Origin of the sequence: Luteimonas mephitis DSM 12574 (assembly GCF_000422305.1) — a bacterium.
Taxonomy (GTDB): Bacteria; Pseudomonadota; Gammaproteobacteria; order Xanthomonadales; family Xanthomonadaceae; genus Luteimonas; species Luteimonas mephitis.
This window is the reverse complement of the sequence record NZ_AULN01000019.1, coordinates 90,537-112,069: the sequence shown is the minus strand read 5'-3', so window position 1 is coordinate 112,069 and position 21,533 is coordinate 90,537. Positions and strand designations below refer to the sequence as shown.

Below are 21,533 nucleotides of genomic sequence, written 5' to 3'. Positions count from 1 at the left end.
CACTGCCGCGCGGATCATCGCGGCAACTCCACTTTCACCGCCGCGCGCTGCGCTTCATCGGCCTGGAAGAATTCGGCCGCGTTGAAACCGCAGCTGCGCGCCACCAGCAGGTCCGGCACGCGTTGCACCGCGTCGTTGTAGTCGCGCACCGCGCCGTTGTAGAAGCGGCGCGCGTACTGCAGCGATTCCTCCACTTCGACCAGGTCGCGCTGCAGCTGGGAGAAGTTCTGGTTGGCCTTGAGGTCCGGGTAGGCCTCCTTGAGCGCGACCAGCCGCCCGAGCGCGTGCTCGAGCTGGCCCTCGACATCGCCCAGCCGGCCCGGCGCGCGTTCGGCCGTGGCCTGCGCGCGCAGCGTGGTGACCGCTTCGAGCAGCGCGCCCTCATGGCTGGCATAGCCCTTCACCGCGGCGACCAGCGCGGGCACCAGGTCGTGGCGGCGGGTGAGCTGCACGTCGATGTCGGCCCACGCCGTGCGCACCTGGTTGCGCAGGCGTACCAGGCGGTTGAACAGCATCATCGCCCAGGCCAGCAGGGCGACGGCGAGGATGGCCGAGAGCAGCAGGGATGTCGTCACGATGCGATCCGTTCGCGGTGGGAGCCGATACTGTATCGGGCCGCGGCGGCGGATGCTCTCGAGTCAGCCGGCGGCCACGTCGATGCGGACATCGCCCACCTCGACCCGCTGCCCGGCGCGGATCTTGCAGGTCTTGCGCAGCTCCACCACCCCGTCCACGCGCACCGCGCCGCCGGCGACCATTGCCTTGCCGGCGCCGCCGCTGTCGACCAGGCCGACGAGCTTGAGCAGCTGGTTGAGTTCGATGAAGTCGCGTTCGAGCTGGAAGTCGAGTCGTTGCATGGGAGGCAGGTGTCGAAGGCGCGACAGCGTCGCAGCGTCGCTCCGTTCGTGCAAGAGCGTCCGTCAGGACAGCTGCTGCAGGATGCGGTCGAAGCGCGGGTCGCCGTGCAGCGAGGCGAGGTCGGAGTCGTGCTCGATCCAGGTGCGGTCGCCCCAGCCCTGGGCCAAGGCTCGCTCGAGCAGTTCGAATGCGCGATCGGTAACCCCGAGCCGCGCGAACGTGCAGGCGGAGTTGTAGACGATGAACGCTTCGGTTCCCGCCGCATCGAGCGCGCGCTCGGTCCACGCGATGGCCTGCTCGCGGTCGCCGAGCTGGGCGAGGATCGCGCCGCCGAAGCACAGTGCGGGGCTGTCGTCCGGGTTCATGCGCAGGTGCTGTTCCAGGATTGCCTTTGCCCGCACCAGCGATTCGCGGGCGCTGTCGGTGCGTCCCATCGCCTCGTAGGCCTGGCTGAGGAAGCCGAGCGTGCGGTAGTCCGACGGGTTAACCTCGGCCGCGCGCATGAACAGGCGCGCCGCCTTCTCCACGTTGCCCGCCGACATGCAGGCGCGGCCGTAGAAGAAGTACGACTCGAACAGGTTGGGGTTGAGCAGCATCGCGGTTTCGAAGTGCTTCTCCGCCTTGGGGTACTGGCCGCCAAGCGTCAGCGCGGTGCCGCGCGCCGCGTGGGCTTCGGCCGAATCGGGGTCGAGCTCCACGGCGCGCAGGCTGGCCTTTTCGGCCTGGGCGATGTTCTCCGGCACGGCGCTGCTGTAGCGGTACAGGAAGGAATAGGCGTCGGCGATGCCGGCGTAGGCCAGCGCATACTGCGGGTCGATCCCGATCGCCTGTTCGTACATCTGGATGGCGTGCAGGAAGTCGCGCCGGGTCATCGCGTAGAAGTAGCGGCGGCCGCGCAGGTAGAAGTCGTAGGCGTGCACATCGGCGGTGGCGACGTTCTGCAGCGCCCGCCGCTCCTTCGGGCCCAGCGCCACCTGCAGCGCATCGGCGATGCTGCGGGCGATGTCGTCCTGGATCGCGAACACGTCCTTGATCTCGCGGTCGTAGGTTTCCGACCACAGGTGCGAGTCGCCGGCGGTTTCGATCAGCTGCGCGGTGATCCGCACGCGATCGCCGGCCCGGCGCACGCTGCCCTCGAGGATCGTGTCGACGCCGAGCTGGCGCGCGGCGGTGGGGATATCGACCTTCTCGCCCTTGAGGTTGAACGACGACGTGCGCGACGAGACCTTCAGCTGCGGCAGCTTGGTGAGCAGGTTGAGGATCTCCTCGGAGATGCCGTCGCTGAAGTACTCGTTCTCGGCGTCGCCGCTCATGTTGACGAAGGGCAGCACGGCGATGGTGTGGCGTTCGCTGCCTGCCGGGGCGTCCGGCTTCGGTGGCGCGTCGGCGATGGCCGGATCGGGAGCCGGCCGCGCAACCGGCATGGCCGCCGCCTGCGCGCCGGCCGACGGAGCCGCGCGGGCGCTGCCGCCGGCCTGGTCGCGATCGAGCATCCAGCCCATGATCACGGCGATCGGGAATCCGAGCGCGACCAGGACGATCACCAGCTTGACCGACCAGTCCGGCAGGTTGAGCGGCGGCAGTACCGTGGACGCCACCTCGACGACGACCCAGCCGACCACCGCGTAGACGATGGCCACGCGGATCACGCGACGGCGCTTGAGTTCGGCGAGGAATCCGTGCCGCATGACTGTCTCGGGACCGCCTGCCATTTGGAGCCCCCGTCCCGCAAGGCTGCGGGCCTCTGGTCGCGCCCGTTCAGCGAAGATACTCCTCGCGGGGGGGCGTGGGGGCCAACGCCGAACGAGGGGCGTGCCGGCCATGCAGGGGCTTGGCGTAGACTTGTCCGACATCCATCTCCTGTACCGAGGAACCCGCATGAATCATCGTTTCCTGCTGTCCGTCGCCCTCGTGGCCTTCATCGGCACCGCCTCGGCGCAACAGGCCCAGCCGTCGCAGCCCGCGCAGCAGACGGCGGCACCGGCCCAGCAGACGCTCACGCCGCAGCAGCAGGCCCAGCTGGCCAAGCAGAACGCCGACATGAGCAAGGCCGCCCTGCAGGTCATGCAGATGGTGGACGCCAACCAGATCGGCCAGGTCTGGGACACCGCCTCGACGACCATGAAGCGGGTGGTGACCCGCGACGATTTCGTCAAGCAGATCACCATCGACCGCAACAAGCTGGGCAAGGTGTCGTCGCGCGGCAACCCCGCGGTGAGCCGTTCGCAGTTCCCGGCCGGGGCCAGCGTTCCGGAAGGCTTCTATCTCAACGTCGCGGTTCCCAGCACCTTCGCGAATTCGCAGGAGCCGGTGCGTGAACTGGTGTCGTTCCGCCTCGACGAGGACAAGGTCTGGCGCGTGTCCGGCTACAGCCTGCGCGGTCCGGGCGACGGCAACTGAGCGAAGCCATCGTTGATTGAAGTATCGGGCGGGGCCGGGAAATCGGCCCCGCCTTTTTTTATGCCCTTGCAGGAGCGGCTCCAGCCGCGAGTTTCCTTCAATCGTGCCGTTCCCGGCTGAAGAGCCTCGCGGCCGGAGCCGCTCCTGTAACGGCGGCTACTCGCGCTCGAAGCGCGCGATCTCGTCGAGGGATGCCTGTGCACGCTTGAGCAGCGCGCCGGTGTTACTGTCGTCGACATAGTCGCCCACGCGCCTGCGCAGCGCGCGCGGCGACCAGAATACCAGCCACAGCGTTGCCAGCAGTCCGACGATGCCCACTGCGACGAAACCGCCGACCGTCGCAGGCGAATGCGCCCACAGGTTGAAGCCGAACAGGTACTCGAGCATCACCAGGGTCACCGGGATCCACAGGAGCCACTGCGCCAGCGCGAACCAGCGCCTTGTCCGGATGCGCCACTGCCGCAGCAGCGCCAGGTATTTCTGGATGGTGACCACCTGCGCCGCGTAGTCGGTGCGCACCAGCAGCAGCATCTCCATGACCCCGGCGACGATCATGGCCACGCCGTAGGCGTGCAGGACGATGCCCGACAGCAGCAGCGCCGGCTCGTGCAGGTGCGAGCTCCAGAAGCGCGCGCAGAAGATCGTCACCACCAGGCCGACCACGACCTGCCCGACGGCAAGCACCTGCAGCCAGCGCAAGCCCGCCCTGGCCTTGCGCATGCGGGTTTCGGCAAGCAGTTCCAGGTTGATCCGCTTCTGCTGCTGCAGCTGGCGATCCAGCGCCTGCCAGGCCTGCTTGAGGTCGTCGAGTTCCATGGTCGATTCCATCGTCATTCGTTTCCGGGGGGCGCGACGTGGTCGCGGATGCGCTGCTTGAGGCGGCTGATCTTGGTGGTGACGTTGCTTTCGGAGATGCCGAGCACCTCGGCCATCTCGCGGGTGCTGCGCTCGTCGAGGTAGAGCAGCAGCAAGGCGCGGTTGAGCGGCTCCAGCGTGGCGATGAAGCGGTGCAGCACGCGCAGCGACTCGGCTGTTTCGTGGTCGACTGCGCTGTCGTCGGCGATGTCGTGGACGGCCTCGTCGAGCGGCACCACATGCCTGCGCCGGTGGCCGTCGCTGCGCAGGAACGAGATCGCGACGTTCAGCGCGATCCGGTACATCCACGTCGATGCACGGCGGGCAGGGTTGTAGCCGGGCCAGGCGCGCCACAGCTGCACGGCGATTTCCTGGGCGAGGTCGGCGCGGTCCTCGGCGCTGCGCGCGTAGGCGTTGGCGACCTTGAACACGATGCCGCGGTGCTGCAGCAGCAGGTCGTCGAAGCCCTGGCGGTCGTCCGCGGTCATGGTGGCGCTGGCGTGCATTCGTGGCTTTGCCCAGGGGCGATTGTGCCCGTCATGGACATGGTTCGCGGCGGCGGCCGGCTTGTCACAGCCGGGGTTCCATGCTGGACCCGCCGGGCCCTGGCGCGGTGCAGGCGTCGCCGCTATTCCGCGACGCCCTTGTTCTCGGCGGTGGCGAGCACTTCGGGATGGGCGATCCGACGGCGCGCCCCGAACATCGGGTACACCAGCACCGCGCCGAGGATGATGGCCACGCCGAGGTAGAACTGCGTCGACAGTTCGTGCTGCTCGCCGAGCAGGACGATCGCCAGCACGATGGCATAGACCGGTTCGAGGTTGACTGCCAGCTGCGCGGCGAACGCGCTCATGTGGCGCAGGGCGACCAGCGACAGCGCGAACGGAAGCAGCGTGCAGGCCAGGGCCAGCGCCAGCAGGAAGCCCATGTCGTGCGCATCGGGGATTGCGAAAAGCGTGCCCGAGAACGCCGGGAACAGCAGCGGCATCAGCGGTGAGAGCATGGTGAGCAGCAGCGTGCCCGCGCCGAGTTCAAGCGCGGTGATCGCCAGCGGCTCGCCGCGTTCGACGAAGCGCTTGTTGAGCGAACCGAAGATCGCAACGAACAGCGCCGACAGCGCGCCCACCGCGATGCCCAGGTGCATGTCGCCGGGCACCCCGCCCACCACCAGTGCCACGCCAGGCAGCACTGCGATGCCCAGCAGCACGTCGCGCCACGAGAAGCGCCGCCCGGCGAGCCACGGTTCCAGCAGCGCGGTCATCGGCGTGCCCAGCGCAATGCAAGTTGCGCCGACCGACGCGTTCGAAAGCTTGATCGCACCGTAGAAGGTCAGCCAGTGCAGGGCCACCAGCAAGCCGATGCCGGAATACGCCAGCAGCAGTCGCGGCGACATCGCGCGCAGCCCGCGCCAGACCCGCGGCAGCAGCGCCAGCGTGGCGGTGACCAGCAGCATGCGCCACCACACCAGCGGCAGCGCGGGCAGGGTGATGAGCTTGCCGAGGATGGCGGTGAAGCCCCACAGCAGGACGCACAGGTGGATCTGCCACTGGGCTTTGGCGGCGGGGGTCATGGCATGTGCGGCGGGCTGGATCCGGCATTATCGCGGACGGGCGGGGGTTTTCGAGAACCCGGCGCACGATTTCCCGAACCGCATCGGGTATCGGCGCGCCGGCGCCGGCCTGCGGGCCGTCTTATCCGGCCCCGGTCATGGCGGCAAGGCGCTGGAGATCCGGTTCGACTGCCACCGCTGCGGAGGCCAGGCGCGATCTGCAGCGTCCGGCGCACTGGCGTCGGCTCGCGGCCGAGGCGCCCGCGCCTGCCTGGGACGCGTCAGGCGCCCAGTTCTCGCAGCAGCGCCATCGCCGCGGCCGGGTTGCGCTCCTTGGCGGCGCTGATGAAATAGATGAACACGTCACGCCTGGCGGCCGGCTTCCCCTGCGCCGGGCCGATACGCGGCAGGTCGTCGGGTTCGCCACCGGCTGCCCACGTCCGCGCACGCGCGGCCCACTGGCGCAGCTCGCCGTCGCCGTAGCCCGTCGCGATGCCTGCGCGCGACCGCATCAGCCGCGCGTAGACGAAATCCGCGGTGACGTCGGCGAACGACGGATGCTCCGGCGAATCGGTGAATGCCGTGGCCATGCCGTGCCGGCGCGCAAGCGCGAGATAGCCAGCATCGACGAAGCCCGGATCGCGCACGTCGAGCACGTGCCGCAGCACGCGCGCGCCGACCCGCTTGGGCAGCAGTTCGAGGAATGCCGCGAAGTCGTCCGGGTCGATCTTCGTGCCGCGATCGAACTGCCACACCAGCGGCCCCAGGCGATCGCCGAGTTCGGCGATCCCGGCGATGAAATCCTCGACCTGCGCGCCGGCCTTCGCCAGCACCCTGGACGCCATGATCCGCTTCGGCGCCTTGGCCGAGAACACGAAACCCTCCGGCGTTTCGTCGCGCCATTTCGCGTACGTCGCCGGCTTCTGGGTGCCGTAGTAGGTGCCGTTGATCTCGATCGCGCTGACGTGGCGGCTGGCGTACTCCAGCTCGCGCCGCTGCACGAGGCCGGCGGGATAGAAGTTGCCGCGCCAGGGCGCGAACGTCCAGCCGCCGATGCCGGCGCGGATGCCGTCGACGGCCTTCGGTGGCTTCGCCGCAAACAGGTCGTCAGTCATGCGCCTTCCACGGATCGTAGCTGCCGAACCACCACAGGTGGCCCTCGAGGTCACGGCAGGAATAGCCGCGTCCGCCGTAGTCCTGGTCGGCGATGTCCATGACGATGGTGGCGCCCGCGGCCTTCGCCCGCGCGTAGTGCGTGTCGGCATCGGCGACGACCACGCAGGGGCTCTGGGTTTCGCGATTGCCGATCTCGCCGGGCTGGGCGATCTGCCGTCCCCAGTCGCTGGTGCTGTCGGCCGAGCCGAGCATGACCATGCCGTTGCCGAAGGTCAGCTGCGCGTGGTGCACCGTGTCGCCGTCGGCGTACACGGCATGCCTCTCGAAGCCGAAGGCGCGGCACAGCCAGTCGATCGCCGCGAGGGCGTCGCGGTAGCGCAGGCAGGGAATGATGGTGGACGTGGTGTTGGCGGCCAGGGACACGGCGGGCCTCCTGCGGTTCCGGGGAGCCACCGAATCTACGACTTTCGGCCGTGCTCGTCCCGTGCCGGGGGTGTGGTTTCGACGCGCGGCGGCGCCTGTCTACAATGCTGCGGTCATTCCAGCTGGGGAAAAGCATGCCTGCCGCCTCGACGCTCCTGCGCCGCGCCTGCCTCGTTGCCACCATCGCGCTGTCGGGCGCCGCCGCCTTCGCCGCCGCAGCGCAGCCCGCCGCCACGCCGGCCGAGGCCACCCAAGCAGGCGACAGCCTGCCGGCCGCGTTGCAGGATCTCGACGCATACGTCGAACGCGTGCGCGGGCAGTTCGACGTGCCGGGCATCGCGGTGGCCGTCGTCAAGGACGGGCAGGTCGTGCTCGAACGCGGCTACGGCGTGCGCAAGCTCGGCGAGCCGGCGACGGTGGATGCGCACACGGCCTTCGCGATCGCGTCGAACACCAAGGCCTTCACCGCCGCGTCGATCTCGATCCTCGCCGACGAGGGCAAGCTCAAGCCCGAAGACCGCGTGATCGACCACCTGCCGTGGTTCCGCATGTCCGATGCCTACATCACCCGCGAGATGCGCATCCGCGACCTGCTCGCGCACCGCAGCGGCCTGGGCCTGGGTGCGGGCGACCTGCTGTTCTGGCCCACCACCACCTACAGCGCACGCGAAGTGGCCGAGCGCCTGCGCGACGTGCCGATCAGCGGCGGTTTCCGCGAGCGCTACGCCTACGACAACATCCTGTTCGGCGTCGCCCAGCAGGTGATCGAGGCGGCCAGCGGGATGAGCTACGAGCAGTTCCTGCGTACCCGCATCTTCGGGCCGCTGGGCATGGCCGAGACGCGTTTCAACGCCGATTACCTCAAGCCCGGCGACAACGTCGCCACCGGCCACGCCAAGTTCGACTTCAAGGACCTCAGGCCGGTCGCGCCGCTGACCTGGTCGAACGTGGCCGGAGCCGGCGGCATCTATTCCAGCGTGCACGACCTGTCGAAGTGGATGCGCGTGCAGCTCGATGGCGGCGTGATGTCGGGCGACGGCGATGACGCGAAGCGTCTGTTCAGCGCGAAGCGGCAGAAGGAGATGTGGTCGGTGCTGACGCCGATTCCGATTTCCGAGCCGTCGGTGCCCGAGCTGGCGGCTACGAAGCCCAACTTCCTCGGCTACGGCGAAGGCTGGGTGCTGGCCGACTATCGCGGCAGCAAGCTCGTCTACCACACCGGCGGCTGGCCGGGCATGGTGTCGCGACTGACGCTGGTGCCGGAGCAGAAGCTGGGCGTGGTCGTGCTGACCAGTGCGGAGGCCGGCGCGGCGTTCAACGCCATCACCATGCGCGTGCTCGACGCCTACCTAGATGCACCGCGCACCGACTGGGTGGCGGCCTACGCAGCGGCGATGGCGAAGTCGCAGGGAAATGCGGACGAGAGCTGGCAGAAGCACGTGGCCGCGCGTGATGCGGGTTCAAAGCCCTCGCTGCCGCTGGACGGGTACGCCGGCACCTATCGCGACCCGTGGTACGGCGACGTCGTGCTCAGCCGCAACGGCAAGGGCCTGCAGATCCAGTTCGCGAAGACCGCGCAGCTGCTCGGCGATCTGGAGCACTGGCAGCACGACACCTTCATCGTGCGCTGGCGTGACCGCAGCTTGAACGCCGATGCGTTCCTGTCGTTCTCGCTCGACCCGGACGGCAGGATCGTCGAAGCGCGGATCGTGCCGGTCTCGCCGCTGACCGACTTCAGCTTCGACTTCCAGGACCTGCGGCTGGCGCCGGTGGACGAAGAGTAGAAGGAGCTGCCCGTAGGAGCGCCTCATGGGCGCGATGGCATTACCGGCAGAGCCATCGCGCCCATGGGGCGCTCCTACGGGGAGTGGGGTTACTCGATCGGCTGGTCCAGCATCAGCTCGCGCACGAAGCGCACCGGCGGCGCGCCGTACGACAGCACCTGGTCGTGGTAGGCCTTGAGGTCGAACTTGTCGCCGAGCTTCGCCTCCACCGCCTTGCGGGTGTCGAAGTGTTCCTGCACGCCGACGAAATAGGTCGGCAGCTGCGCCGAGGTCAGCTGCGCGCGCACCCACTTGCCGGCGGCCTCGCTTTCCTGCTGGAAGGCGTCGTGGGTCATCAGGTGCATGGCCTGCTCGCGCGACCAGTTGTCGACGTGTACGCCCTGGTCGAGGATCGCGTTGGCGATCGTGCGCAGGTAGAACTTCAGCTGCACCAGGCGGAACAGCGGGTCGCCGTCGAGGTAGCCGGCATCGACCATCATCTTTTCGGTGTAGACCGCCCAGCCCTCGGCGAACAGGCCCGAGCGCAGCACGGCTCGCAGCGTCGAGGGGAACTGCGCCGAATGCGCGCCTTCCAGGTAATGGCCCGGCATCGCTTCGTGGATCGCGAGCAGGTCGATCATCCGCGAGTTGTACTCGCGCAGGAACGAGGTGGACTGCGCGTCGGTCCAGTCGTCCGGGATCGGCGAGATCGCGAAGTAGGTGTCCAGGCCCTTGTCGAGCGGGCCGGGCGAATCGCAGTAGGCCACCGCGACGCCGCGCTGGAACTCCGGCATCAGGATGATCTTGACCGGGTCGTCGGGCACCGTGACCAGGTCCTTCTGCTTCACGAATACGGTGGCGTCGGCCAGCGCCTTCTTCGCGGCGTCGACGACTTCGTTGCGCGCGGGACGGTCTGCGTACGCCAGTTCGAGCGCGGCTTCGATCGCGGCCTGCTGCTGTTCACCGCTGGGCGCATCGGGCATCTGCGGCGCGCCCGGCTTGTCCTTGAGCACGGTGCGGGCGATGCCGTACATCTCCTCGCGCACGCGCTTGAGTTCGGCTTCCGAACGCTGCTTGATCTCGGCCCGGGACAGCGCGGAGTTGAGCGAGAACTTCAGCTTCTGGTCGTACAGTCCGGCACCGATGCGGAAATCGCCCCTGGCATTCGGTACCAGGGTCTTGTCGAGCCACTCCTGCTGCTCGGCCACGGCCTTGCGCAGCGTGGCCACGGCGTCGTCGAGCTGCTTGCGGTCGTCGCCTTCGAGCTGGCCCGCGTTGGGGGTGATGAACTGGTCGACCAGCGCCAGCAGGCCGGCGTTCTGCTTCGCCACGGTCTCGGCGTGGATCTTCGGCACGCGCGCCGGATCGAGGTTCTCGCGCATCTGCGCGAACAGCGCCGGGATCTTCCGCATGCGCGCCGTTGCCGACTTCAGGCGCTGCGGCATCGGCGCGAACTCGCGCGCCATCAGGCCGTAGATCGCGCCGCCCGCCAGGCCGCCGTAGCCCTGCGGATCCCAGGCCCAGGACTGCAGGGTTTCCGTCGACCAGAGGTCGCCCTGCACCTGGTTGCGCAGGATCAACGCGTCGACCTGGTTCTCGCGCGACAGTTTCGAAGCGTCCATCGCATCGAGCCTGGCGAGGATCTGCTTGTTGAAGTCGACGCCCTTCTGCCGGCCGGCCGCGCTGAGATCGTCGAGCTGGTCGTCGAAGCGGTGGTCGCCGACCTGGGTGGCATTGACCGGATTGAGCTGCAGCCAGCCGTCGAGCCATTCCTGCGAGAGCGCGGCGAAGACGGCGTCGGCCTGGGCATCGGGCGTCGCGGCGGTGCCTTGCGGAGGCGCACCGGACGCCGAGGTTGAAAGCGCCTGCGGCTGGCAGGCCGCGAGGGCGAGGGTAAGCAGGGCGACGGCGGGCAGGGTCTTGCGCATGGCGGTTCCGGCAGGCGAGGGATCGCGCAATTCTGTCATGAAGCGGCGCTGCCGCCATGCGGCCGTTGCTTGGCCGGTGCGGATGCATTGCCCGCGGCGTGGGGTTAAGGTGCAGGCCTCCATTTCCGGGAATGCAGACCATGACCCACCACGGAAGCTGCCACTGCGGAGCCGTCGCCTTCGACCTGGAAGGCGAGGTGACCGATGCGATCGACTGCAACTGCTCCATGTGCCGCCGTCGCGGCGGCCTGCTGGCGTTCTTTCCGCGCGAGGCGCTGACCCTGACCACGCCGGAAGCGAACCTCGCGACTTACCGCTTCAACAAGGAACACCTCGCGCACCATTTCTGCCCGACCTGCGGCATTGCTCCGTTCAGCGAGGGCGCCGATCCGCGCAGCGGCGCGAAGATGGTCGCGGTCAACGTGCGCTGCCTGCCCGACGTGGACCTGTCCGCGCTCAAGGTGTCCGAGGTGGACGGCGCCAGCTTCTGACCACGGCAACCCCGCCAGCCGCGCGCGGGCGTTGGCCATGCCACCGCGCCGCTCGGCGCACGAAAGGAACGAGGCGATGACGCAGGCAATCATGCGATGGGCGGGCGCCGGAGTGGTGGCGCTGGCATTGGCGGGCTGTTCGGAAAAAGCGGCGCAGGAACATGCAGTGGGAGGCAGCGGTTTTGCGGCTGCGCCCGCGACCGATGCCGCGGCGCGGGCCGGAAACGCGGCCGACGACATGCGGGCGATGCTGGCCTACGAGCACAACGCGGGCATCGTGCTGTCGGCCGACGAAATCGCGCCGCGCATGCAGGCCGCCAAGGTGGCGTGCGAGGACGGGCGTTTCGGCGCCTGCGTGGTGCTCGACGCGCGCGTGCAGTCCGGCGACCGGCCCAGCGCGAGCCTGGGCATGCGCATCGTGCCGGCGGGCGTGGAGCCGATGATCGCGCTGGCCGGCCAGGACGCGCGGGTCGGCAGCCGCAGCACGCATGCCGAGGATCTCGCGGTACAGGTGCGCGACAACGCGCTGGTGCAGGAGCGGCTGCGCAACGAACTGGCGCGCCTGCAGGAGTTCCAGCAGCGCCGCGACCTGGCCGTGGCCGACATGATCGCGCTGTCGCAACAGCTGGCCGAGACCCAGGCCCAGCTCGACGCGGCCGAGCGCGAGGGCGCGCAGCACCGGCGCCGGATCGATACCCAGAAGCTGACCCTGGATTTCCGCGCCCCGGCCGGCGAAAGCGGGCGCAGCGAGATCGGCGAGGCGCTGCGCGACTTCACCGGCACGCTGTCGGTCGGTGCCGCGTGGACGATCCGCGCGCTCGCCTTCCTGCTGCCGCTGGCGGTGGTGGTGTGGATCGTGGTCGCGCTGGTCCGGCGGGTGCGCCGCCGCAGGCCGCGGGCCACATGACCTGCTTCATCTGCGTCACCTGCGGAACGCAGTTCGCGGACGGTGCGCGCGAGCCGGAGCGCTGCCCGGTCTGCGAGGACGAGCGGCAGTATGTCGGCCGAGGCGGGCAGCGATGGACGACGCTCGAAGCGCTGCGCGCCACGCACCGCAACCGCATCGAAGCGGAGGCCGACGAGCTGCTCGGCATCGGCACCGAGCCGGCGTTCGCGATCAACGAGCGTGCGCTGCTGGTGCATTCACCAGGCGGCAACCTGCTCTGGGACTGCATCGCGCTGGTCGATGACGACACCGTGGCACGCGTGCGCGAAGCCGGTGGGATCCGCGCGATCGCGATTTCGCACCCGCACTACTACTCCGGGATGGTCGAATGGAGTCGCGCATTCGGCGACGTGCCGATCCTGCTGCACGCCGCCGATCGGGAGTGGGTGATGCGCGACTCGTCGGTGATCGATTACTGGGACGGCGAGACGCGCATGCTGTGGGACGACATGACCCTGGTCCGCTGCGGCGGCCACTTTGCCGGTGGCACGGTGGCGCACGTGCCACATCTGCACGAGGGACGCGGCGCGCTGCTGACCGGCGACGTGATCCAGGTGGCGATGGACAACCGGCACGTGGGTTTCATGCGCAGCTTTCCCAACTACATCCCGCTGTCGGCGCGCGCGGTGCACGGCATTGCAACGGCGGTAGCGCCTTATCGCTTCGATGCGATCCATGGCGCGTGGTGGGGGCGCAGCATCGCGGGCGACGCGCGTGCGGCGCTGGCGCGTTCCGTTGACCGCTACGTCGCGGCGCTCGAGGGTGCCTACGACGGAGCGTGAGGTGCGCCGTGGCGCGCAACCAGCGGATTCCCGAAGGTACGGGAATGGGCGGCGGAGGCGCATCGGGAGTGGCCGAATCCGTATCCCAGGCATCCGGCCGGCTTGCGGCGCGCGGAGGCCCGCGCCTACTTGTCGTCCTCGTCGTCCTCGAACTCCACCAGCGCCTCCAGGTCGAACGCGAGCGCTTCGATCGCGTCGCGGACCTTGCGCTCGGTGGATTCGTTGGGCACGTCGATCTCGATCTCGTGCATCTGCGGGCCCTCGACGTCGCTCAGGCCGGCCGAACTCGAATCCGCATCGTCCATGTGCGTCATCAGGTCGCCGATCTCTTCGACGTGCTCGATGCCATCCAGGCTTTGCAGCAGGTTCATCACCGCGCGGGCAGCGTCGTCGCTGCCGGTCAGGCGGATGCGGAGCAGGGCCATCTTGCTTTGTCCTTGCACGTGTGGGGTGCGTGCAGGCTAGCCCGGGCAAAGCTAAACGCGCGTGAGGAATGCGCTCAGGGTTGCGTCGTGGCCGGCGACTCGCGGGTGGGGATGGCGATGTTGCACAGGTCGATGTGGCCGGCGGGGCGCTTGTACCAGTCGTCGCGGCGGTTGCGGCGCGATTCGACCACGGCGTCGAACAGCGGCGTGTCGGTGCGCAGCACCTGCAGCCTGGTGCGTTGCGCTTCGGGCACGTCGGCGGCAAGCCGGATCGACTTGATCGGCACGCGCTGCGCGGCGTCCTCGTAGAAGCCCAGCGGACCGGTCCCGCGCGGCAGCACGCTCAGCAGTTCCATGCCTTCGACCACGCGCCCGACAAGGGTGATGTTGCGATCCAGCTGGCGCGGCGACTGGCCGTCGACCACGTAAAGTTCGCTGCCGTCGCTGGAGTCTGCGGCCACGTCGCGGCCGGCGCCGACCGCGCCGTAGCAGTGCGCCAGCCATGCTTCGCCGGCCTGCGGATCGCGGGCGGCCGGGAAGCCGGCGGCGAAACCGACCTGCGGCGCCCAGCCGTCCTTGTCGGGCAGGGCGTGGAAGGCCAGGCCGTCGGCCTTTCGTTCGAACTCGGCCGGCAGCTTCGCCTTCGCGCTGCCCAGCGACCTGCGAGGCTGGCCTTCTTCGGCCGGGTCGCCCCACTGCACGACGAAGTTGTCCTGCGAGCGGTTGATGCTCATGCCGTTCCAGTAACCCTCGTGGGCGAGGGTGCGGATGTTGCCCACGTGCGCCGGCGCGAAGTCCGGGGCCAGTTCGATCACCACGCGGCCGCTGGCCAGTTCCAGATAGAGCGTGTTGGCCGGGTCCAGGGTGCGCCAGTCGGCCGGCGTGGATGCGTCCAGCAGCTCCTGCGTGGTCTTCGGCTTCGGTGCCTCGCCGGCGCGTGCGGCAAGTGGAACCGTGAGGGCGGCGGCAACCAGCAGGGCGAACGGGGCAGGGCGCATTCGTGGACCTCGGGCGGATATCGGGTCAGGCGAGTGTAGCTGCCGGGCCGAAGACTCCGAAGACCCACTACTTATGCATGAGCAGCTTCGGCCGCGAGCTTTTCCTTCAGGCTGAAAAGTCGCCTTGGCAAAAAGCTCGCCGCTGAAGCCGCTCCTGCAGGGGATGGGGCGCCGGCATGACTAGCGGCACATTCGCTATAGCGAACTTCGTAATAGCATTGTTCCCGACCCCGCAAGAGCGTCGCCATGGGCGAGTTCGATCCCCTCGTCATCGAGCAGCAGCTGCGCAAGTTCCAGAAGGAACTCAGCGCCGGAACCGTGTCGCTGGCGCTGCTGGCGGTGCTGGGCGCGGCGACCGAGCCGATGTACGGCTACCAGATCGCCAAGCGGCTCGAGCGCTTCGGCGACGGCGTGCTCAGCGGCAAGCAGAGCGCGCTGTACCCGGTGCTTCGCAACCTCGGCGCGGCCGGGCTGCTGGACAGCCACGTCGAACCGTCGATGTCCGGGCCGCCGCGACGCTACTACCAGCTCACCGCCGCAGGCCGCGCCACCCTGCACGAATGGAGCGCCGCCTGGCGCGCCACCCGCGACTCCGTCGATGCCGTCCTCAAGGGCCTGAAGCCATGACCACCGCACTGCCGACCAACATCCCCGACTACTTGGCCCAGCTGCGCCAGTCGCTGGCCGGCGCCGACCCGGCGCTGGTGCAGGACGCGCTGTACGACGCCGAGGAATACCTGCGCTCGGAACTCGCGGAGAACCTCGACAAGTCCGAGGCCGAAGTGATCGCCGCGGTTGCGTCCAGCTATGGCGCACCGGAGGAGGTCGCCGACATCTACCGCGACACCGAGGTGAAGGTGCAGACCGCGCTGCGCGCGCCGCCACCGCGTCCACGCCAGTCGCTTGCCGGCCGCTTCTTCGGCGTCGCCGCCGACCCGCGCGCCTACGCCGCGCTGTTCTACATGGTGCTGAGCCTGGCCACCGGCCTGTTCTATTTCGTCTGGGTGGCAGTCGGCACTTCGCTGTCGGCGGGGCTGTCGATGCTGATCATCGGGATTCCGTTCCTGGTCCTGTTCCTCGGGTCGATCCGGATGCTGTCGCTGCTCGAAGGCCGCATCGTCGAGGTCATGCTGGGCGAGCGCATGCCGCGCCGGCCGCTGTACGGCAATCGCGGCAGGCCGCTGATGGAGCGGGTCAAGGACATGTTCCTCGACCCGCGTACCTGGAGCACGGTGGTGTACTTCCTGGCGATGCTGCCGCTGGGGATCGTGTATTTCGCCCTCGCGTCGAGCCTGGTCGCCATCTCGTTGACGTTGATACTCGCGCCGCTGGCGCTGCTGCCGGGCGTGCACTTCAGCCTGTGGATCTTCGGCATCGACGTTCCGGCCCAGGCGCCCTGGCTGCTGCCGCTGCTGACCGTTGCAGGCGTGGCGCTGCTGTTCGCGACCCTGCACCTGGCGCGTGGCATCGGCAGGCTGCACGGGCTGTTCGCCAAGCACCTGCTGGTGAAGTCGGCGCAATACACCTGACCTATCCAGAGATCGCCCCTTCTCTCCCGGCTGGCCATTCCGGAGATATCTGATGAAGACGTGCATGTTGATCGTGGTGCTCCTGATCTGGTCGGGGAGCGCATCGGCGCAACAATTCGAGATTCCACGGCAGGATGGCGGAGCGGTGCCGGAAGTGGCCATCACCGGTCTTTTCGACAAGGTGATCGCATCCCGCGAATCGGGCGAGGTGGAGTTTCCCGACGCCAGTTTCGCCCACCTGCAGATCGCGACCGGGCGCCATGCCGATGCGATGGGAACGATCCACGCCATCGTGCGCGGGTTGGTCGATGCCGGCGAAGCACGACGCGCGGACCGCTGGATGCCGTATCTGGTGTATGCGCAGGCGAAGGCGATGGAATCCGGCAGTGGAATTCCGTTCGATACCGCCTACGGACGTGCCTTCCGGGAGCGCTTCGGCAACACCGACGACCTGGCGGCCAATCATGCGCAGTACTGGTTCACGGCCGACCTGGATCGTGCCCGTGCGGATCTCGACGGAGCGTTGAAGGAGCACGCGAGCATCAGATCCGTCTCGTTGCCAGATGCGCTCGAACTGGCTCGCCAGTATGCGTTCGTCGAGGCCCATGAAGCGGCAACGCGACTTGGTCCGGCGCTGATTGCGGAGCATGAGCAGGCACGCTATATCGTCGAAGAAAATCATGTCTTTACGACGGAGCAGGGCGCGACGCTGTCCGCGGTGGTGGTGCGTGCGCGGAAGCAGCCTGAGCGCAAGCCTGTCGCGTTGCTTTTCACCATCTACACGGATCTCGGGCAACATCTGCAACAGGCCAAGCAGGCCGCTGCACGCGGCTACGTGGGCGTGGTCGTTGATGCGCGCGGAAAGCGACTGAGCACGGATCGGATCGTGCCGTACGAGCACGAGGTCGACGACGCGAATGCCGCGGTCGATTGGGCCAGCCGGCAACCGTGGAGCAACGGAGAGGTTGGCATGTACGGCGGGAGCTATTCGGGCTTCGCCGCATGGGCCGCGGCGAAGCGTGGCCATCGCGCATTGAAGACGATCGTTCCCTATGTCGCGGCCATTCCGGGGCAGGGGTTGCCGATGGAGAACAACATTTTTCTCAGCGCCAACTACGGCTGGGCATTCTTCGTTGCGAACAACCGGTTTCTCGACAGCGACACTTACTCGCAGCGTGAGCGCTGGAAGACGCTGGATGAAAAGTGGTTCAAGAGCGGCCGGCCATACCGCGAGATCGACCGGGTGGATGGCACGCCGAATCCACTGCTGCAGCGCTGGCTGCTTCATCCCGCCTACGATGCCTATTGGCAGGCGATGGTGCCGTACAGGGAGGACTTCTCGCGGATCGACATCCCGGTGCTGTCGATCACCGGCTACTACGACGATGGCCAGATCTCCGCATTGCACTATTTCAAGGAACATTACCGCTACAAGCCGGACGCGGAACATTACCTGCTGATCGGGCCGTACGACCATTTTGGTGCCCAGGCCCCATTCAAAACCCCGGTCCTGAATGGCTACAGGATCGACCCGGTCGCGCAGTTCGATACGGTGGACGTCACTTTCCAGTGGCTGGATTACGTGATGCGCGGCGGCGCAAGGCCTGAATTGCTGAAGGGTCGCGTGAACTACGAAGTGATGGGGGCGAACGAATGGCGGAATGCGCCCTCGCTGGTGGCCGCCGGCGGCGGTTCGATCGATTTCTATCTGTCCGACGCGCTTGCTGGTGGGCATCGTCTGCTTTCGAAGGAGAAGCCGGCCAGCATCGCCATGCTCGCGCAACAGGTCGACTTCGCCGATCGCATGACCTTCAGCCATGGCTACTATCCGGACCCCATCGTCCGCGATTCATTGCCGGTCGAAAGCGGGCTGTCCTTCATCAGTGCGCCGTTCGATCACCCCGTCACGATCAGCGGGACGTTCTCGGGCGAACTGAAGGCGCGCATCAACAAGCGTGACTTCGATTTCGCTGTCGTCCTGTACGAGATGATGGCCGACGGCCGCGTGATGCAGCTTTCGTACTATCTGGGCCGCGCCAGTTTCGCCCGCGACATGGGTACGCGCGTTCTGCTCGAGCCGGGCGAGTGGACGTCGATTCCGTTCGAGCGAACGCGGATGGTGAGTCGCAGGCTGGAGAAGGGCAGTCGCCTGCTGGCGGTGCTGGACGTAGTCAAGGATCCGATGCACCAGGTCAACTACGGCACAGGCAGGGACGTCAGCGACGAATCGATCGCCGACGCGGTGATCCCACTGGATATCGAATGGCGAACGGACAGTTACCTGCGCATCCCGCTGTCGGTGGAAAGGCCTGACTGACCTTGGTCTCGTCCAGGCGGGTCGCCGCTGCGCAGCGGCGAGCCCCACCATCCCGGCGGAAATCAGGATCCATGTTGCCTGCAAGTCCTTGAAGAGAACGGATCCCGGCTTTCACCGAAATGACGAACCAAGGACTTGTTCAGGGATTTCCCGTCGGAAGGGAATGATGATCCGACGGCAGGCGTCACCAACTCGCAAGACAGCACGCCGGCTGTCAGCGCCTGGCTTTGGGGGCTTTCCCTGCGACCATCGGCGGACGCTTCCCTGTCGTCGGTTTCGCGCCGGAAGCCGCATGCGCGGCAATGAACCCGCGCACCTTCGGGTAAACCTGTTCGCGCCAGCGGCGGCCGCTGAAGATGCCGTAGTGGCCGGCGCCCGGGACGGTGAAGTGCTCGCGGTCGCGCTCGGCCACGCCGGTGCACAGCTTGTGCGCGGCGCGGGTCTGGCCTTCGCCGGAGATGTCGTCCAGTTCGCCCTCGATGGTCATCAGCGCGGTGTCGCGGATCGCGGCGGGGTCCACGCGTTCGCCGCCCACGTCCCACAGTCCGCGCGGCAGCAGGTGCTCCTGGAACACGATGCGCACGGTGTCCAGGTAATAGCGCGCCGGCATGTCGAGCACGGCGTTGTACTCGTCGTAGAAGCGGCGGTGCGCGGCGGCGTCTTCCATGTCGCCCTTGAGCAGGTCCTGGTAGAAATCCCAGTGCGACTCGAAGTGGCGCTCCGGGTTCATCGCCATGAAGCCCGCGTGCTGCAGGAAGCCGGGGTAGACGAGGCGGCCGCTGCCGGGATAGTTGGCCGGCACGGTGTGGATGACGTTGCTCTCGAACCACCACAGCGGCTTCTGCGTGGCGAGGTTGTTGACGGCTGTTGGCGATTCGCGGGTATCGATCGGGCCGCCCATCATCACCAGCGAGCGCGGCGTGGCCTCGCCACGCGCGGCCATAAGCGAGACCGCGGCCAGCACCGGGACCGTGGGCTGGCAGACGCTGACCACGTGCAGGTTGTCGGCGCCGATCTCGCGGATGAAGTCCTCGACGTAAGCCACGTAGTCGTCGAGCGAGAACGTGCCCAGCTCCTTCGGCACCATGCGCGCGTCGATCCAGTCGGTAACGTAGACCTTGTGGTCGGGCAGCAGCGTGCGCACGGTATCGCGCAGCAGGGTGGCGTGGTGGCCAGACAGCGGCGCGACCACCAGCACGGTGGGGTCGGACTTCATGTCCTTGATGTTGGCGACGTCGTCGGTGTAGCGCTTGAAGCGCAGCAGCCGGCAGAACGGCTTCTCGGCAACCACCTTCTCGACCACCGGCACGTCATGGCCGGCGACCTTCACCGCATGGATGCAGAAGGCCGGCTTCTCGTAGTCCTTGCCGATCCGGTGCAGCAGTTCGTTGTCCGCGGCGATGCGCGCGGCGCCGGGTATTGCCGACAGCCAGCTGTCGCGGGCGGAGAACATGCGGGCGTTGGCCTCGGCCCAGTAGGTGAAGGGTGCCATCCAGGCGCGGCCGAGTTCATGCATCTGGTAAAGCAGCATTGGGTTGCCAGGTTGCGGGTGCTGCGGCGCAGCATAACGGATCGCGGCGGTGTGGCGTGAAGGGGGTCGCCTGGAGCTGCTGAAGCAACGATTCCAGCGGGTTCCGGCAGGCGGATTGCGGCCTCAGCCTGCTTCCAGGGCAGTGGCGACCGCGGCCAGTACCGGCGACAGCCAGCAGTGCGAACCGAGCTGGCGGAAGCCGGCGGCCTCGAAGCGCTTGCGATAGAACGTCGCAGGCCGCTGCTTGAATTCGTGCTCGTCGCCTTCTGCCTGGTCCTCGCGGGCGAAGGTTTCGAGGAACGCGATGCCGCCGCACAGTTCGGCCAGGCCGGGCAGGCCGCGGTCGAGTTCGCGCACCGGCAGGTAGTGCATCACGTCACTGCACACCAGCAGGTCCACCGGCGCACAGGGACGCAGCTGCGCGAAGTCGGCGAAGCGCGCGAAGTGCAGGTTGCGGCTGCGGCCGTAGCGCGTGATCGCATACTCGCTGCTGTCGAAGCCAAGGTACTGCGCCTTCGGCCGCAGTTTCAGCAGCGGCGCGCGCCACGCGCCCTCGCCACAGCCGATGTCGAGCACGCTGCGCAGCGGGCGTTCGAGGTGGTATTCGGCGGTGGCGACGGCCAGCGCCACCTTGCGCGCCAGCCGCTGCCTGCCGCCGATTCCGCCGTCGCGGTACCAGCGCTGGAAATAGTCTGCGTCGTATTGCTTGGTCATGACGCAATGATGGCGCCTTCGCCACCGCTTTTGTAGGAGCGCCCCATGGGCGCGATCGAATCGCCCGAGGAGAGCGATCGCGCCCATGGGGCGCTCCTACGGGGTGCCGATCAGCAGCGAGGTCATCGACAGCGAGCTGCTGACGTCATCGTTGAAGAAGGCCAGGCCGTCGCCATCGCGGCCGTTGGCCAGCGCGTAAAGCAGAGGGATGTAGTGCTCGGGCGTGGGGATCGCCAGCGCGGCGTCGTCCAGCGACGGCCAGTCGGCGAGGGCGGCATGGCGACCGGCGCGGATGTGGTCGTTGACGGTGTCGCGGAAGCGCAGCGCCCACTGCGGCGCGGTCGTGGCGTGGTAATCGAACAGGCGCAGGTTGTGCACGATGTCGCCGCTGGCCAGGATCAGCACGCCCTCGTCGCGCAGCGGCGCCAGCCGCCGCGCCAGCGCGTAGTGCCAGGCGCCGGGCTGGCGGGTGTCGATGCCCAGCTGCACCACCGGGATGTCCGCATCCGGGTACATCGGCAGCAGCACGCTCCACGCGCCGTGGTCGAGGCCGCGCTGCGGGTCGATGCGGGCGCCGGCGTCTTCGCCCAGGAGCTCGGCCGCGCGCTGCGCCAGTGCATGGTCGCCGGGAGCGCGGTATTGCACGTCGAACAGCGCCTGCGGGAAGCCGTAAAAGTCGTGGATGGTGTCGGGCTTGGCGTTGCCAGTGAGTTGGGGCCCGGCGGTTTCCCAGTGCGCGGACACGCACAGGATGGCGCGCGGCCTGCGCAGGCGCTGGCCCAGCTCGCGCCAGATGCGTGACCACGGGTTGTCCTCGATCGCGTTCATCGGCGAACCGTGGCCGAGGAACAGCACCGGCATGGGCAGGGTGGGCATGGCGTGCTCCGCGGAGGGCAACCGTGCGATCC

The 21,533-nt window shown here is 68.0% G+C and carries 22 protein-coding genes; 8 read left to right on the top strand and 14 right to left on the bottom strand.

From position 1 onward, the window contains the following. Positions 1–14: 14 nt before the first annotated feature. The 3 genes from H570_RS0109485 to H570_RS17065 all read right to left on the bottom strand — a co-directional run bounded on the left by H570_RS0109485 (position 15) and on the right by H570_RS17065 (position 2,546). Positions 15–575: a LemA family protein gene (locus tag H570_RS0109485; protein WP_027080531.1), complete on the bottom strand. Its 561-nt coding sequence runs from the start codon at positions 573–575 to the stop codon at positions 15–17. A gap of 63 nt (positions 576–638) precedes the next feature. Further along, complete coding sequence (locus H570_RS0109480) at positions 639–857, bottom strand: RNA-binding S4 domain-containing protein (protein ID WP_027080530.1); 219 nt, start codon at positions 855–857, stop codon at positions 639–641. A 63-nt stretch (positions 858–920) separates the two neighbouring features. Then, on the bottom strand, positions 921–2,546 hold the full coding sequence (locus H570_RS17065; protein ID WP_051176269.1) for a tetratricopeptide repeat protein: 1,626 nt from the start codon (positions 2,544–2,546) through the stop codon (positions 921–923). 190 nt (positions 2,547–2,736) lie between these two features. Here H570_RS17065 and H570_RS0109470 point away from each other — a divergent pair, with 190 nt between their 5' ends. Further along, positions 2,737–3,258 carry a DUF4019 domain-containing protein gene (locus tag H570_RS0109470; RefSeq protein ID WP_027080529.1) on the top strand — a complete coding sequence of 174 codons (522 nt, stop codon included), beginning with the start codon at positions 2,737–2,739 and terminating at the stop codon, positions 3,256–3,258. A gap of 156 nt (positions 3,259–3,414) precedes the next feature. Here the strand turns inward: H570_RS0109470 and H570_RS0109465 are convergent, their stop codons facing one another. The 5 genes from H570_RS0109465 to H570_RS0109445 all read right to left on the bottom strand — a co-directional run bounded on the left by H570_RS0109465 (position 3,415) and on the right by H570_RS0109445 (position 7,201). Then, positions 3,415–4,086 carry a hypothetical protein gene (locus H570_RS0109465; RefSeq protein ID WP_036135796.1) on the bottom strand — a complete coding sequence of 224 codons (672 nt, stop codon included), beginning with the start codon at positions 4,084–4,086 and terminating at the stop codon, positions 3,415–3,417. 2 nt (positions 4,087–4,088) lie between these two features. Then, complete coding sequence (locus H570_RS0109460; protein WP_084500024.1) at positions 4,089–4,619, bottom strand: RNA polymerase sigma factor; 531 nt, start codon at positions 4,617–4,619, stop codon at positions 4,089–4,091. A 122-nt stretch (positions 4,620–4,741) separates the two neighbouring features. After that, on the bottom strand, positions 4,742–5,683 hold the full coding sequence (locus H570_RS0109455; protein ID WP_027080526.1) for a DMT family transporter: 942 nt from the start codon (positions 5,681–5,683) through the stop codon (positions 4,742–4,744). A gap of 260 nt (positions 5,684–5,943) precedes the next feature. Further along, positions 5,944–6,777, bottom strand: a complete 834-nt coding sequence (locus tag H570_RS0109450) for a DUF72 domain-containing protein (RefSeq protein ID WP_027080525.1) — start codon at positions 6,775–6,777, stop codon at positions 5,944–5,946. After that, entirely contained in the window at positions 6,770–7,201 is a 432-nt protein-coding gene (locus tag H570_RS0109445; RefSeq protein WP_027080524.1) for a VOC family protein, read from the bottom strand. The genes H570_RS0109450 and H570_RS0109445 overlap by 8 nt, the downstream gene beginning before the upstream one ends. Before the next feature lie 134 nt (positions 7,202–7,335). Here H570_RS0109445 and H570_RS0109440 point away from each other — a divergent pair, with 134 nt between their 5' ends. Further along, positions 7,336–8,985 (top strand): serine hydrolase, encoded by a 1,650-nt coding sequence (locus H570_RS0109440; RefSeq protein ID WP_051176268.1) that lies wholly within the window; start codon positions 7,336–7,338, stop codon positions 8,983–8,985. An 89-nt stretch (positions 8,986–9,074) separates the two neighbouring features. Here the strand turns inward: H570_RS0109440 and H570_RS0109435 are convergent, their stop codons facing one another. Then, on the bottom strand, positions 9,075–10,892 hold the full coding sequence (locus H570_RS0109435) for a DUF885 domain-containing protein (protein ID WP_027080522.1): 1,818 nt from the start codon (positions 10,890–10,892) through the stop codon (positions 9,075–9,077). A gap of 140 nt (positions 10,893–11,032) precedes the next feature. Here H570_RS0109435 and H570_RS0109430 point away from each other — a divergent pair, with 140 nt between their 5' ends. The 3 genes from H570_RS0109430 to H570_RS0109420 all read left to right on the top strand — a co-directional run bounded on the left by H570_RS0109430 (position 11,033) and on the right by H570_RS0109420 (position 13,111). Further along, on the top strand, positions 11,033–11,383 hold the full coding sequence (locus tag H570_RS0109430) for a GFA family protein (protein ID WP_027080521.1): 351 nt from the start codon (positions 11,033–11,035) through the stop codon (positions 11,381–11,383). A 76-nt stretch (positions 11,384–11,459) separates the two neighbouring features. Next, positions 11,460–12,290, top strand: coding sequence for a DUF4349 domain-containing protein (locus H570_RS0109425; protein ID WP_027080520.1), 831 nt, complete (start codon positions 11,460–11,462; stop codon positions 12,288–12,290). Next, complete coding sequence (locus H570_RS0109420) at positions 12,287–13,111, top strand: MBL fold metallo-hydrolase (RefSeq protein ID WP_027080519.1); 825 nt, start codon at positions 12,287–12,289, stop codon at positions 13,109–13,111. Before H570_RS0109425 ends, H570_RS0109420 begins: the two co-directional genes overlap by 4 nt. 125 nt (positions 13,112–13,236) lie before the next feature. Here H570_RS0109420 and H570_RS0109415 read toward each other — a convergent pair whose 3' ends face one another. Both H570_RS0109415 and H570_RS0109410 read right to left on the bottom strand, forming a co-directional pair. Further along, positions 13,237–13,536 (bottom strand): hypothetical protein, encoded by a 300-nt coding sequence (locus tag H570_RS0109415; RefSeq protein ID WP_027080518.1) that lies wholly within the window; start codon positions 13,534–13,536, stop codon positions 13,237–13,239. A 74-nt stretch (positions 13,537–13,610) separates the two neighbouring features. Then, positions 13,611–14,534 (bottom strand): peptidylprolyl isomerase, encoded by a 924-nt coding sequence (locus tag H570_RS0109410; protein ID WP_051176267.1) that lies wholly within the window; start codon positions 14,532–14,534, stop codon positions 13,611–13,613. Positions 14,535–14,780: 246 nt separating this feature from the next. On the opposite strand from H570_RS0109410, the gene H570_RS0109405 reads away from it, so the two are divergent. The 3 genes from H570_RS0109405 to H570_RS17060 all read left to right on the top strand — a co-directional run bounded on the left by H570_RS0109405 (position 14,781) and on the right by H570_RS17060 (position 18,380). Continuing rightward, positions 14,781–15,161, top strand: a complete 381-nt coding sequence (locus H570_RS0109405; protein ID WP_036135793.1) for a PadR family transcriptional regulator — start codon at positions 14,781–14,783, stop codon at positions 15,159–15,161. After that, positions 15,158–16,063 carry a sensor domain-containing protein gene (locus tag H570_RS0109400; RefSeq protein ID WP_027080515.1) on the top strand — a complete coding sequence of 302 codons (906 nt, stop codon included), beginning with the start codon at positions 15,158–15,160 and terminating at the stop codon, positions 16,061–16,063. Before H570_RS0109405 ends, H570_RS0109400 begins: the two co-directional genes overlap by 4 nt. A gap of 64 nt (positions 16,064–16,127) precedes the next feature. Beyond that, complete coding sequence (locus H570_RS17060; protein WP_245559582.1) at positions 16,128–18,380, top strand: CocE/NonD family hydrolase; 2,253 nt, start codon at positions 16,128–16,130, stop codon at positions 18,378–18,380. A 214-nt stretch (positions 18,381–18,594) separates the two neighbouring features. Here the strand turns inward: H570_RS17060 and H570_RS0109390 are convergent, their stop codons facing one another. The 3 genes from H570_RS0109390 to ygiD form a co-directional block, all read right to left on the bottom strand. Continuing rightward, entirely contained in the window at positions 18,595–19,908 is a 1,314-nt protein-coding gene (locus H570_RS0109390) for a polyhydroxyalkanoate depolymerase (protein ID WP_027080514.1), read from the bottom strand. A gap of 126 nt (positions 19,909–20,034) precedes the next feature. After that, on the bottom strand, positions 20,035–20,625 hold the full coding sequence (locus H570_RS0109385; protein ID WP_027080513.1) for a class I SAM-dependent methyltransferase: 591 nt from the start codon (positions 20,623–20,625) through the stop codon (positions 20,035–20,037). 96 nt (positions 20,626–20,721) lie between these two features. Further along, entirely contained in the window at positions 20,722–21,501 is a 780-nt protein-coding gene (gene ygiD, locus H570_RS0109380) for a 4,5-DOPA-extradiol-dioxygenase (protein ID WP_027080512.1), read from the bottom strand. Between the last annotated feature and the right edge of the window lie 32 nt (positions 21,502–21,533).

Coding starts and splice junctions, on each gene's coding strand:
- H570_RS0109410 (WP_051176267.1), bottom strand. CDS start 14,534: ATGCGCCCTGCCCCGTTCGCCCTGCTGGTTGCCGCCGCCCTCACGGTT.
- H570_RS0109455 (WP_027080526.1), bottom strand. CDS start 5,683: ATGACCCCCGCCGCCAAAGCCCAGTGGCAGATCCACCTGTGCGTCCTG.
- H570_RS0109465 (WP_036135796.1), bottom strand. CDS start 4,086: ATGGAATCGACCATGGAACTCGACGACCTCAAGCAGGCCTGGCAGGCG.
- H570_RS0109425 (WP_027080520.1), top strand. CDS start 11,460: ATGACGCAGGCAATCATGCGATGGGCGGGCGCCGGAGTGGTGGCGCTG.
- H570_RS0109400 (WP_027080515.1), top strand. CDS start 15,158: ATGACCACCGCACTGCCGACCAACATCCCCGACTACTTGGCCCAGCTG.
- ygiD (WP_027080512.1), bottom strand. CDS start 21,501: ATGCCCACCCTGCCCATGCCGGTGCTGTTCCTCGGCCACGGTTCGCCG.
- H570_RS0109415 (WP_027080518.1), bottom strand. CDS start 13,536: ATGGCCCTGCTCCGCATCCGCCTGACCGGCAGCGACGACGCTGCCCGC.
- H570_RS0109450 (WP_027080525.1), bottom strand. CDS start 6,777: ATGACTGACGACCTGTTTGCGGCGAAGCCACCGAAGGCCGTCGACGGC.
- H570_RS0109470 (WP_027080529.1), top strand. CDS start 2,737: ATGAATCATCGTTTCCTGCTGTCCGTCGCCCTCGTGGCCTTCATCGGC.
- H570_RS0109430 (WP_027080521.1), top strand. CDS start 11,033: ATGACCCACCACGGAAGCTGCCACTGCGGAGCCGTCGCCTTCGACCTG.
- H570_RS0109440 (WP_051176268.1), top strand. CDS start 7,336: ATGCCTGCCGCCTCGACGCTCCTGCGCCGCGCCTGCCTCGTTGCCACC.
- H570_RS0109420 (WP_027080519.1), top strand. CDS start 12,287: ATGACCTGCTTCATCTGCGTCACCTGCGGAACGCAGTTCGCGGACGGT.
- H570_RS0109480 (WP_027080530.1), bottom strand. CDS start 857: ATGCAACGACTCGACTTCCAGCTCGAACGCGACTTCATCGAACTCAAC.
- H570_RS0109460 (WP_084500024.1), bottom strand. CDS start 4,619: ATGCACGCCAGCGCCACCATGACCGCGGACGACCGCCAGGGCTTCGAC.
- H570_RS17060 (WP_245559582.1), top strand. CDS start 16,128: ATGTTGATCGTGGTGCTCCTGATCTGGTCGGGGAGCGCATCGGCGCAA.
- H570_RS17065 (WP_051176269.1), bottom strand. CDS start 2,546: ATGCGGCACGGATTCCTCGCCGAACTCAAGCGCCGTCGCGTGATCCGC.
- H570_RS0109385 (WP_027080513.1), bottom strand. CDS start 20,625: ATGACCAAGCAATACGACGCAGACTATTTCCAGCGCTGGTACCGCGAC.
- H570_RS0109435 (WP_027080522.1), bottom strand. CDS start 10,892: ATGCGCAAGACCCTGCCCGCCGTCGCCCTGCTTACCCTCGCCCTCGCG.
- H570_RS0109405 (WP_036135793.1), top strand. CDS start 14,781: ATGGGCGAGTTCGATCCCCTCGTCATCGAGCAGCAGCTGCGCAAGTTC.